The organism is Faecousia sp., assembly GCF_048519415.1.
Taxonomy (GTDB): Bacteria; Bacillota; Clostridia; order Oscillospirales; family Oscillospiraceae; genus JAZOXB01.
This window is the reverse complement of the sequence record NZ_DBFZUT010000018.1, coordinates 1-11,941: the sequence shown is the minus strand read 5'-3', so window position 1 is coordinate 11,941 and position 11,941 is coordinate 1. Positions and strand designations below refer to the sequence as shown.

Genomic DNA, 11,941 nt, shown 5'->3' with positions numbered 1-11,941 from the left:
GTATAAAAGGTGTCGATGGTAACAGGTTCCGGATAGGTGAAACTCTGCGTAATCAATGTTCCGTCCGGGCGGTAAAGCTGAAAGCCTGTTCCTACATAGGGAATAATTTTGCCGGTTTCGGCGTCCACTTTAATGATCTTGATATACGATTCAAAATTAGCATTATTGGCAAGGTAGCGGTAAACCTCACCGTTCTTGGCGATATACACATCAAAATCGGGCAGAAGTTCACGACCGTCCCAACCTTTTACTTGATGGACGGTGTAAATACCATATGGCAAATCCTTTGTTTCAGCGAAGCCGTTTTCATCGCAGATGAGATAATCACGCTCGGTATCTTTGGCGGCGTCGTAGCTGCCTGCCGCTTTCAAAAACACCTCAAATTCGGCTCCAGCCTCCGGCGTTTCAAGGCCGGTGTCGCCGTCATCGGTGTGCTTAATCAGGGCAATTCTGCCTTTGATGATTTGTTCGCCTACATCGCTTGCGATGGCGTTGTATTCCACGGTATAGTTTTTGGCTTCGGCGCCGATGTGGTAGACGGATTCATCAAGTAGATAGCCCTCGCTTGGCTCAATTTCACGCAGCGACCAATCATCGCCGCAGACATAATATTTCGTCACGAACTGTCCGTTCTCATTAGCGTTCGGTCAGCCCGGCCTCGATCGCGGGATAGGCCGTCTTTGCCGCCTCATAGGCCTCGGTCAGCTTCCGGAGCACGGCAGCGCGCGCCTCGTCCAGCAGCTTCTCCGGGTTCATGGCCTCCAGCGCCGCATGGTAAGCGTCCACGATGCTCTGCGTGTCCGCCGCCGTGCGGATGGTCTCCGCCGTCTGGCCGAGCATTGCTTCCAGCGCCGTGCGCTGCGCGTCGGAGATCAGGGATTCTACATTCGTATGGTAATATTCGTTCAGATAGGCGATCACCGCTTCGCGGTTGTTCTCCAGCAGAAGCTGCCACGGGAAGATGGGATAACCGCCGTTGAGATCGGCAATGCTCTCGATCAGGCCGTCGAAGATGTCCGCCGTCAGCATATCCACGGCGTAGATGCGGTCGCCCTGGCTGCTCTTCCAGCCCAGCGCCGCGCGCGCCGTCCCGGAGAGGACATAGAGGTTGTCGCAGTATCTGCCTCAATGGGGAAGCCGGCGAGCGTGCCGATGTGGTCGACCTTCGTGCCGGTGTCCAGAACGCCCGCGTTGTAGCAGTTTTTCACAACGAGCTTCTTGCTGCCGGTGGAGGTGGTCTTGCCGTAGCTGCCGCTCTCGCCGCCGAGGATGCCGCCGGCGATGATGCCGCCGGAGATCACGCCGGTGTTATAGCAGGTGTCGATGAGGAGGCTGCCGCCGCCCATTCCGTCCGTGACGCCCACGATGCCGCCGATGCCGCCGGCAGGCCATTCGCCCGTACCGATGACAAAGTTCACGTCGTTGGAGATGTGGCCGGTGTTCAGGCACTCGTGCAGTCTGGTTTCGTCATCACCGCTGGCATAGATGCGGCCCGCGATGCCGCCGACGCCGGAGGCCTTGTTGACCGTGACGTCGCCGGAGTTCACGCAGCGCTCCAGTGTTGTATACTTGACAAGGCCGATAAAGCCGCCGAGTGCGCCGCCGCTGTAGCTGCTGTAGCCACGGCCAAGGTAGCCGCTGCCGGTGTACTGGCAGGTGATGCTTCCCTCAAAGCGGCAGTCGGTGAAGGAGGTCGCACTGGCCACGCCGGTAAAGCCGCCAAGATTGGCGTTGCTGTTGGTCAGGCCGGTGATGGTGATCTTCACGTCGGAAACGCAGTTTTCAAATTCGCCGGCGGAAACTTCCGCGGCCACACCGCCCACGGAAACCTTGCCGACATCCGCGAGCGCGATCTCGCCTCTGACGGTCAGGTTGGAAACCTTCGTGCCACCGTAGGCAAGGCCGATCAGGCCGGCATAGCCGGAGCCTGCCTTGCTGATGTACAGGCCGGAAACGGTGTGGCCCTGTCCGTCGAGGCTGCCGCGATAGGCGCGGCCGCTCGTCTGTCCGATGGGCGTCCACTCGCAGTAGCCGAGGTCGATGTCCGCGGTCAGGACCGCCTTGGCGGAGGCCGAAACGGTGTTGTCGTTGATGCTCTTTGCGAGCCAGGCAAGCTCTGCCGGCGTACCGATCTGATAAACGCCGTCCTTCTGCTCAGGCTGGGTAACCGTTTCGCCGTCCCATGCGTCCGCGTTGCGCGCGGAGGCAAGGAGGTTCGTTAGCTCCCGCTGCGCGGCCTCATAGACGTCCTCCAGCTTCTGCGCGGCGGACTGCCGCAGCGCTTCCAGCTCGGCATAAGAGGTGATCTCATCCAGCGCGGGCGTCGCTGCCGTGTGCAGGTCGGACTTGCTCTCGTCCAGCACCGCCTGAATGGCCTTCTGCCACCGCTCGGCAAGCGCGGTCAGGTCGCCCGCCTGCCCGGTCAGGGCGTCTGCGTACTTCTTTTCCAGTGCGGCCAGCTCGTCGAGGATCTCCTGCCGCGCGAGCTTCAGCGCATCCTGCGCCGCCTGATCCGGATCCGGCGCGGTGTCACCCTCGGCAAAGCCCTTGACCAGCCCGGTCAGCACCTTGCGCGCTTCGGCATAGAGACGCTCGACCTCTTCGACCGTCTTTGCGCCATCCAGCTTCAGCCTCCAGCCCTCGTAGGCGCGCAGGAGCGCCGCCGCATCCTCCTGAGAATACTTCTTTCCGTAGATAAATTCGTTGTAAAGGCCATTCGCCGCCTTGGTGGGGTAGGTCTCGACCTCCTTGAGCTTGCCGTCGATGTTCTCGCTGCCCAGATAGGTCTGGCGGACGTCCGTCACGTCGGAGAGCTTCTTCGCCGCATCCAGCGCGGCGTCGGCCTCGGCCAGAAGCCCGTCGATCGTCTTTTTATTCTCGGCATCGTAGAGATTGCCGTCCACGAAGGCGTGCATCTCCTCGCGCAGCGCGGCCTTGGCGGCCGCCAGCTCCGTGGGAACCTCGGCGAGGGTCTTTTCCGCTTCTTCCAGCGCGGCGTCGATCTCCTCGGCGGTGGTGCACAGCTCGACCTTGCGGACGCACTGCATGACGGTGTCATTGTAGAGCTTGGTCTGCGTTCCGTAGATCTTGTAGTTTTCGTCGCGGTCGCTGACGCGGATCAGTTTGCCCAGAAGGGTACGCGTTGCGGTGAGCTTCTCCCACATACCGCCCTTGACATTGACCGTCGGGGTGATCTCGCCCACGCGCATGGTGTCGGTGCCGTTCGTGCCGGTCGCCGCGGCATAGCCCCAGAGGGTGTTGTCCGCACTGCTGCTCTGGGCGTGCTGCACGTCGCCCGCGCGCCAGTTGCCGACAAGCGCACCGGTCATCGGCGCAGTCGCGGAATACTCATAGGCGGCGTTATACTGGTTGCGCTTGGTCTCGCCGTAGATCGTGCCCGCGTTGTAGGCGTATTGCAGGCGGAACGTGGTCTTCTCGTCGGCGTAACCGACGATGCCGCCGGTGCCGTGGGTATCGGGATTAGACGCTGACGCGCCATACACATCGCCGTAGTTGGTCACATAGTCAAGCTGCGCATCGCTGTCCTGAATGACATAGCCGAGAATACCGCCGACCCTGAGCTCGCCGCGTACCTCCGCGTAGTTGACGCTTTCGCGCACCTTGGCAATGCCGGAGATCAGGCCGACGATGCCGCCCATACTGCTGCCTTTGCCGCCAAGATAACTCAGCTCGTAGCCGCGCAGCCGCATATGGTTCTCGCAGTAGCGGATCAGGCAGCCATCGCTGGGCTCACTGGCCCCGGCTGCGCCGGCGATGCCGCCGATGGAATTGACCATATTGCTGCTGTATTTGCTGTCATCCGTCGTCAGGAAAAGGCCGTAGGTGCGGCAGTTTTCGATGGAGCCGCCGGTCATGCAGCCCGCAATGCCGCCGATGGCGGAAATGCCCTTCCAGCTGCCGAGGAAAGCAGAAACCTCGCAGTTGTAGATCTCGCCCGCGTTGGAACCCGCGATGAGGCCGGAGCCGGCAGACTGCACGGCGCGGATGCGTCCGGCAGCCTTCACGTTTTTCACCGTGCCATAGTCGCTGCGGTTGGAATAGTTCCGGCCGATATAGCCGAACAGACCTTGAATGGTGTTGCTTTCGTCGGTGCTCCAGATGCCGTGGATGATATGGTTCTGGCCGTCGAAGGTGCCCATGTAGGGCTTATTCTTCGTGCCGATGGAGGTCCACTCCTGACGGTTCAGGTCGATGTCCGCCGTCAGCACGGCGCAGGCCGAAGCGCCGCCGCCGTTGACCTTTTCGGCAAACCATGCCAGCTCCGCGCCCGTGCCGATCCGGTAGGGGTCGGCCTTCGTGCCGCTGCCCGCGGGCTGGGTCTTCGTCGTGCCGTCCCACTTATCCGCCACGCCGGAGTCGATCTTCGGCACGGTGTACTTCTCGCGCACGGCAAGGAGCTTGGCATTCCACTCCGCCTTGGCCGCGTCCAGCGCTGCCTGCGTGCGAGTGGCTTCCAGCGCGGCAAGGCCGTCTGCCAGCGTCTGCTCCAGTGTCTTTGCCATCGTTTCCAACTGCTCAGAGGCTTCCCTCGTCCCCGGCAGCTCATGCCAGACGGCCGAGAGCATCCCGCGGTCGGTGTCGAGCGCGTAGAGCTGCTTTGTGTAGGTCGTGTAGATCTCCTGCTGCGCCGTAAGCTTTTTGCCCGCAAATTCCTTCTCGGCTCTGATGGTAAGTACCCCAGCCATGTTCTTTAGCGCGGTGTCGGCGATTCCGGTCAGCAGCGCCGCCTGACGCTCGCCGTCGGCGGTGATCGCCTCCGGTTCCATGCTCTCCCAGCCCTCCGGCTCGACAAAGCCGACTTTCAGTTCCTTCTTGGCGGTATTATAGTACGCCGTCAGAAACTCCCAGTTCTCGTCGCTGTAGTGGTAGTAGCCGTTCTGATAGTCGCTGCCATAGTCACGATTCTGGCGGTAGGTATAGGTGTTGTAGCCGACATATTTCGTGCCGTCGATGGTCTTGCCGTTGTCCAGCGCGTCCAGTGCGGCAGCCCTTGCTTCGTCAAAGGCTTTTTGGGCCGAAACCAGCGCCTTTTCCTGCGGCGTATCCTGGGAAGCCGGCTTTTCCAGTTCCCATGCCAGTACCGGCCAGCCGTCGCCCATTTCGTCAGAGACCGTGTAGTAGGAGTCATCCCCGTTCAGATACGCCACGGCATCCTCGACGCTGTTGGAATAGTCCCACGCGCGGCAGATCTGCTGACCATCGCCCCACTCATAGGGATTCAGACCGTTTTCTCCCTCGATTGCCTCGGAGTAGGTCATGTTGTGCGCCAGATCGCTGCCGATCTCAGAAGCACTGCCGAAGAAATCACCCGCAGCATAGTCGGAGGTAATCGCGGCGGTGCGCTGGGCCCATTGGGGATTCAGGTAATCGTTATCATCCGTGGAGGCAGAAGTATAACAACCGACGATTGTGGGCGTACCATAGCTAAGGCCGATCAGGCCGCCTGCGTAACCGATGATGTCCCCCCCGGACGCATGAATGGCAGCAGAGTTGTAGCAATATTCCAGCATGATATCCGGGTCTGCCCAGCCAACAATACCGCCGTAGCCGTTTGTACCTTCTTCATAGGTGCCGGTGATCTCGCCGTGGTTGGCGCAGGCAATGATCTCGTTGTCCGTATCGTAGACATAGCCCACAATGCCGCCCACGCCAATGGAGGCAGCGCCAATGGAAAACGCCACATTGGAGCTGCAGTTTTCGATCCGGTTCCTTCCGCCAATCGCAGCCGCAATGCCGCCATAGCAGAGGTCCGAGTCTCCGCTGTCCTCCTCGGCCGTGACCTTTCCCTCCACACGGACATTTTTGACGGTTGCCTGTTCCAGCGTATCAAAAAGGCCCACATAGCTATGCGTCCAATCGGCATTGACGGTGATGTCCAGCGTCACGGTATATCCGTGACCATCAAAAGTGCCGCTGTACGGCTTATCCTTAAGGCCGCCGATGGCAGCCCAGTCATACCCCGTCAGGTCGATGCTGCTCAGAAGCTCGCCGCAGATGGAGGTGTTCCCCTCGTCAACCTGCGCGCCAAAGGCCATCAGGTCTTCGGCATCTCTGATCTGGTAGGGGCTGTCCTTGGTTCCCTTGCCCTCGAGCGTGCCGCCCGTGGCAAAGGCCGTCGCCGGGAGCGTGCCGAGAATCAGCACAAGCGTAAGAAACAGCGCAATTCCTCTTTTCATGATAATTCACCTCATATTTTATGCTATATAACAAGGGGCAGGCGCCCCGCTGACAAGTAAGACGGCTCCCGATACGAAAAAACTCCGCACGACACCCAGCCGTGCGGAGTTGCTCCGTTTCATAAAATCGCAACTTCCCGGTATGGGCAGGAACCGACGCGCGACCCGACGTATCTGACTTATCCGGTTTTCCCGGCATCACAGTGACCCGCTCGCGGGGCTTCTCACCCCATTCCGTCTCCGGCGAAAGCCGGGAGGCAGCGCGTTTTATATATTTCATCAAATAATCAAACCAATTATACCGGCTTCTGCAAATAAATGCAAGACAGTTTTCCGCCTTTTTCCTGTTCTTCTGCAAACTCTTTCAAAACCCGCGCGGGCTTCCTCATCCCAGTTCCTTTAAAAACTCCCGGATCGCCCGGACGAAGGCGTCCGCCCTCAGCACGGTGGATAAATGGCCGCCGGAAATATAGGTGATTTTCGGACTATGCATCAGGCGAGCGAGATCCTGCTGCATTTTCCCGGAGAAAAAGTCCTGATCGGGCAGGATGAGCAGGATCCTGCCTTCCAGCGCCGCAAAATCCGCCTCCGTCACCGGCGTCTGGTTCATCACATCCGCCAGCAGACTGGAGATATGCACATCCTTCTCCTGCTTGTAATCCTTGAAGATGGTTTCGAACATATCCCGGGCGTAGGCGATCTCCTCCGCGCTTTCGTTGCGGATATGGCGCATGCTGGCCCGGATGAGCTTCGGCTTCAGCTTCTCGTAGTTGCAGTGCTTCATGTACCACAGCATGAGCGGCGCAAGACGGTACTTTTTCTTCAGGCTCTTCAGCGTGGCCTCGTCCATGCCGCCGGTGGAGATCAGCACCAGTCCTCCGACCTCTCCGGGATAGCTCTGCACATAGATCTGCGCCACCATGCCGCCGTCGCTGGCGCCGATGAAAATCGGGTTTTAGATGCCGAGCACGCGGAAGAAGGCGTGCATCCCGGCAACCAGCGCCTGATTGGTGCGCAGCTGCTGCGGATAGTCAAACAGCAGCACCCGGTAGTCCTCGGAAAGGCCGTCCACATAGTCCATCCATATCTCCAGCGTGTTCATGCCGCCATTCAGGAACACAAGCGGTCTCCCGTTTTCCCTGCCGCTGAGCACATAGCGGAACTGCGCGCCACCGACCGTCAGATTCGCGCTGGGGTGTGCCGCCGTAAAGCGTTTTAATTTCTCTGAGAACAACATGATTTTTCCTCCAATCCATAACCCCTCCGGTTAGTGTGTGCTAACCGGCACGTTTTGGAAAAGCCGCATTTCTGCGGCCCGGCTTGTCAAAAAGCCTTTTCGGCTTCTGTCAAGCAGAATGGGAGCCGTTCCGGACGGAGCGGCTCCCATATTCCCTATGTATTATAGCACAGGCATTTGTCTGTTTGCAAGGAGAAATGAACCGTCCGCCCCGGCTGCACCTGCGCGTCCTTTGGCGCGACGGCACGCAGAAGCGGCGCGTCGGCAGTTCCGGCAGGCCGGATCAGCAACACGGTGGAATTCAGGTCGGAGATGACCCGAAGCACCCGTGCCTCGTGCGGGCCGATGCCTATGGCGACGGTCACGCGCTGCGCCGGCGCCTCCAGCGGCAGCACGATGTTCCAGCCTTCCAGCTCCATACCGCCGGCGCAGGCGCGCGCTGGCAGAAAATTCCGGCAGCTGGTCAGGCGCGCCGCGCCCTGCATGGTGGGATGGTGCGCCAGCTCCTTCATGTCCAGAACGGCGCCGGACCGCCCGTTTTCCATGACGCAGACGGTCTGGCAGTTGCGGTAGCATTCGCCGAGATCATGGCTGACCCAGAGAATGGGATTCTGAAAATCCGACAATAGATCGGACAGCTCCAGCTCCAGATTCCATTTCAGGAAGCTGTCCAGCGCGGAAAACGGCTCATCGAGCAGAATGATCCGCGGTTCGGAAACCAGAATTCGTGCCAGCGCGACGCGCTGCTGCTGGCCGCCGGAGAACTGCGCGGGATACTTTTTCTCCAGTCCTTCCAGACGGAAGCGGCGCAGGCTGTCCTGCACCTTCCAGCGGCGTTCGGCCTTCGTACCGGAGCGAACGCCGCAGAGAATATTCTGCATGACGGTCATGTTCGGAAACAGCGCATACTGCTGAAAGAGGTACCCGACCCGCCGCTGCTGCGGGGTCAGGTTGACGCGCGCTTCGCTGTCAAAGAGTGTCTTGCCGTCCAGCACGATGCGGCCGCGGTCCGGTGTCATGATCCCGGCGATGCACTTGAGCGTGACGCTCTTGCCGCTGCCGGAGGCGCCGAGCAGCGCCATGATCCCGCCGGAGGTTTCAAACTGCGCGTGCAGGGTGAAGGCGCCCAGCTTCTTTTCAATATCGACCAGAAGGCTCATGCGGCTCCCCTCCTTCCGCGTCCGGCAGCCAGAAGATTTTTCTTTTCCAGCATATTCACGATCAGCAGGATCACCGCGGAAATGGCGATATTGATCAGCACCCATTTCAGCGCAAGTGTGTCGTTGTTGATCTGCCAAATCTGTTACCGTTGTTGATACCATATCAACAACGGTAATTTTTTATTTTCCGCCGTCTGAGGAGAGGTTTTTGCGAAAAGCAGGACTTTACCCGAACATTTCCGTCCATCGGCACGATGTACGCCCGGATTTGCTGCGGCCATGATGAGAAAGATAAGGTACAATAAGTTGCGCAAATTGAAAAGAGCATAAAAGAAGACATAGCTTGCAGGCTCTGGTAGAATGAAGTCACGACACACCATTCTGAAAGGAGACAGCAAACTATGTCCGAGAAGATTTTACAATTCAATGAGGAAATTATCAAGGGGCAGCTCAAAGAATTAGTTCGAGGAAGTGTAGAGGAAACCCTGAACGAGCTGCTGGAGAAGGAGGCGGAGTCACTGACCCAAGCCGCTCGCTATGAGCGCAGCGAGGCCCGCCAGGGCTACCGCAGCGGTCACTATGACCGCAATCTCAGCACGACCTCCGGCGACGTCACGCTCCACATGCCCCGGCTCAAGGGCGTGTCCTTCGAGACTGCCACACCCGGCGGTATCGCCGCCGGGAGAGCAGCGTGGAGGAGGCCCTCATCGAGATGTACCTGGCGGGCGTTTCCGTGCGCCGGGTGGAGGACATCACGGAGGCACTGTGGGGCAGCAAGGTTTCGCCCGCCACCATCAGTGAGCTGAACAAGAAAGCCTACGTTCACATCGAGGACTGGCGAAACCGCCCCTTGCAGGGCGGGCGGTATCCGTATGTCTACGTGGACGGCATCTACCTGCGCCGCAACTGGGGCGGAGAGTACGAAAATGTTGCTGTTTTGGTGGCAATCGCCGTGAATGAGGACGGTTTTCGCGAGGTTTTGGGCGCTGCCGAGGGCATGAAGGAGGACAAGGCCAGCTGGGTCAGCTTCTTCCAATGGCTTCGTGGACGCGGCTTGGACGGCGTAAAGCTCGTCGTCGGTGACAAGTGCATGGGGATGCTGGAGGCCGTGGGCGAGGTGTTTCCGGACGCCAAATACCAGCGCTGCACGGTGCATTTCTATCGCAACGTTTTCTCTGTTGTGCCCAAATCCAAGGTCAAAATTGTGGCAAAAATGCTCAAGGCGATCCACGCCCAGGAGAGCAAAAAGGCATCCCGCGAGAAGGCAAAGGCTGTGGTCGACGAGCTGCGCGCCATGAAGCTGAAGGAGGCCGCCAGGAAGGTCGAGGACGGCATTGAGGAGACCCTGACCTACTGCGATTTTCCCAGCGAGCACTGGACCCGCATCCGCACCAACAACGTGATCGAGCGGCTGAACCGTGAGATCCGCCGACGCACCCGTGTGGTGGGGACGTTCCCTGACGGAAATTCCGCCCTGATGCTGGTCTGCGCGAGGCTGCGCCATGTGGCGGGCACCCAGTGGGGCAACAAGAAATACATGAACATGAAGCACTTGGAGGCGGTCATGGACGACGCCTCTATTGCCGGCTGACTTCACTTAGCCGGAGCCTGCAAACAATTTTGCGCATAAATCTTGACGGCGGCCTCCATCACATGGGCATAAATATTTGCGGTGGTGCTGACCTGTGCGTGGCCCAATCGCTTAGAAATGGATACGCTGTCCACGCCGTTGAAATATAGCATGGAGGCCATTGCGTGACGGAAGGCGTGGGGGTTGATGTGGGGTAGGTCGTGGCGCTTACTGAATTTGGCAAGCCAATCCGTTACGCTGCCCGGGAGCATGGGGCCGCCGGTGTCCTGGGTAAAGACATAGCCCTGGTCCTGGTAGTACTCACCAAGGCGCAAGCGCTCTGCATTTTGTCATACCCTACTGGAACAGCCGAAGCTCCGGATCCGCGATGCACTTGCGCGGCACGACCTTCACATCCACCTGCACGCGCTGACCGGGGTAGGTCATCTGCTCGTAAGGCTTGGGCTTATATGTATTTTTCGGCTTTCCGGGCGGAAACAACCCCATTTTACGCATGATACGGAACAAGCTCTCCTTTTGCGGAGAAAAGGAGTGAATTCATGCTTTACAGCAGGGGCGGATTCGGCTATAATAGAAAGGCTAAGGAAAATTATCAAAGGAGAAATTGACCATGGCTGTCATTGAATACGATGCTTATAAACAAAAGCTGCTGGCCCTGGAGCCCACGCTGAAGGAGCTGGAGCAGGCACTGAATATTGAGCCCGCCCGAAAGGAACTGGCTGAGCTGCAGATCGAGACAGAGCAGGAGGGCTTTTGGAACGATGTGGAGCGCAGCCAGCGGATCGCCCAAAAGATCAAGCGCCTGGAGAATAAGATCAAGAAGTACGATCACCTGGTCACTGATTGGGAGGACACTCTGACCCTGTGCGAAATGGCCCAGGAGGAGGACGACGCCAGCCAACTGGACGAGGTGGCCTCCGGCTATGAGACCCTGGAAAAAGAGGTCGGCGACCGGCGCCTGGCGGCCCTGCTCACCGGGGAATACGACGCCAACAACGCCATCCTCACCTTTCACGCCGGGGCCGGCGGCACTGAGGCCCAGGATTGGACGGAGATGCTCTACCGCATGTACACCCGCTGGGCCGAGCGGCATGGCTTTACCTATCAGCTGCTGGACTATGAGGACGGCGATGAGGCGGGCATCAAGTCCGCATCCATCCTCATTGAGGGGGATAACGCCTATGGTTACCTCAAGAGTGAGAACGGCGTACACCGCCTGGTGCGGGTGAGCCCCTTTGATGCCAATGCCCGGCGGCAGACCAGCTTCTCAGCCCTGGAGGTCATGCCTGAGATCGAGGACGACAGTGAGATCGAGATCCGCCCCGAGGAGATCGAGATGCAGGTGTTCCGCTCCAGCGGCGCCGGCGGCCAGCACATCAATAAAACCTCCTCAGCTGTGCGGCTTATCCACATCCCCACCGGGGTGGTGGTTTCCTGCCAGACCGAGCGCAGCCAGTTCCAAAACCGGGATAACTGTATGAAGATGCTCCGTGCCAAGCTGGCGGAAATGAAGGCCCAGCAGCACGCGGAGAAGATCTCCGACATCAAGGGCGTGCAGATGAAGATCGAGTGGGGCAGCCAGATCCGCTCCTATGTGTTCATGCCCTACACCTTGGTGAAGGATACCCGCACGGGCTTTGAGACAGGCAACATTCAAAACGTGATGGACGGCGACATTGACGGGTTCATCAATGCCTATCTCACCGCCTCCGCCAATGGGACGCTGAAAAAGTAAAGAATAAGCGCGGGATAGCCC

The 11,941-nt window shown here is 59.2% G+C and carries 7 protein-coding genes and 2 pseudogenes; 2 read left to right on the top strand and 7 right to left on the bottom strand.

All coding sequences use genetic code 11. The features are described 5' to 3' along the window. The 6 genes and pseudogenes from ACMKFF_RS02205 to ACMKFF_RS02180 form a co-directional block, all read right to left on the bottom strand. Nucleotides 1-638: pseudogene (locus ACMKFF_RS02205) on the bottom strand (MSCRAMM family protein); the annotation flags it as partial. Continuing rightward, nucleotides 637-1,035 carry a hypothetical protein gene (locus ACMKFF_RS02200; RefSeq protein ID WP_419495899.1) on the bottom strand — a complete coding sequence of 133 codons (399 nt, stop codon included), beginning with the start codon at nucleotides 1,033-1,035 and terminating at the stop codon, nucleotides 637-639. The pseudogene ACMKFF_RS02205 and the gene ACMKFF_RS02200, both read right to left, overlap by 2 nt. Further along, nucleotides 1,023-6,197 (bottom strand): hypothetical protein, encoded by a 5,175-nt coding sequence (locus ACMKFF_RS02195; RefSeq protein ID WP_419495898.1) that lies wholly within the window; start codon nucleotides 6,195-6,197, stop codon nucleotides 1,023-1,025. The genes ACMKFF_RS02200 and ACMKFF_RS02195 overlap by 13 nt, the downstream gene beginning before the upstream one ends. A 385-nt stretch (nucleotides 6,198-6,582) precedes the next feature. After that, nucleotides 6,583-7,119 (bottom strand): alpha/beta fold hydrolase, encoded by a 537-nt coding sequence (locus tag ACMKFF_RS02190; RefSeq protein WP_419495897.1) that lies wholly within the window; start codon nucleotides 7,117-7,119, stop codon nucleotides 6,583-6,585. A gap of 33 nt (nucleotides 7,120-7,152) precedes the next feature. After that, nucleotides 7,153-7,434, bottom strand: a complete 282-nt coding sequence (locus tag ACMKFF_RS02185; RefSeq protein WP_419495896.1) for an alpha/beta fold hydrolase — start codon at nucleotides 7,432-7,434, stop codon at nucleotides 7,153-7,155. Between the two features lie 155 nt (nucleotides 7,435-7,589). Then, nucleotides 7,590-8,594 (bottom strand): sulfate/molybdate ABC transporter ATP-binding protein, encoded by a 1,005-nt coding sequence (locus ACMKFF_RS02180; RefSeq protein WP_419495895.1) that lies wholly within the window; start codon nucleotides 8,592-8,594, stop codon nucleotides 7,590-7,592. Nucleotides 8,595-8,995: 401 nt separating this feature from the next. On the opposite strand from ACMKFF_RS02180, the pseudogene ACMKFF_RS02175 reads away from it, so the two are divergent. Next, nucleotides 8,996-10,185: pseudogene (locus tag ACMKFF_RS02175) on the top strand (IS256 family transposase). A 2-nt stretch (nucleotides 10,186-10,187) separates the two neighbouring features. On the opposite strand, the gene ACMKFF_RS02170 reads toward ACMKFF_RS02175, so the two are convergent. Then, on the bottom strand, nucleotides 10,188-10,499 hold the full coding sequence (locus tag ACMKFF_RS02170; protein WP_419495894.1) for a tyrosine-type recombinase/integrase: 312 nt from the start codon (nucleotides 10,497-10,499) through the stop codon (nucleotides 10,188-10,190). Nucleotides 10,500-10,795: 296 nt separating this feature from the next. Between ACMKFF_RS02170 and prfB the strand changes: the two genes are divergently transcribed. Continuing rightward, nucleotides 10,796-11,920 carry a peptide chain release factor 2 gene (gene prfB / locus ACMKFF_RS02165; RefSeq protein WP_419495893.1) on the top strand — a complete coding sequence of 375 codons (1,125 nt, stop codon included), beginning with the start codon at nucleotides 10,796-10,798 and terminating at the stop codon, nucleotides 11,918-11,920. The last annotated feature ends 21 nt before the right edge of the window (nucleotides 11,921-11,941 follow it).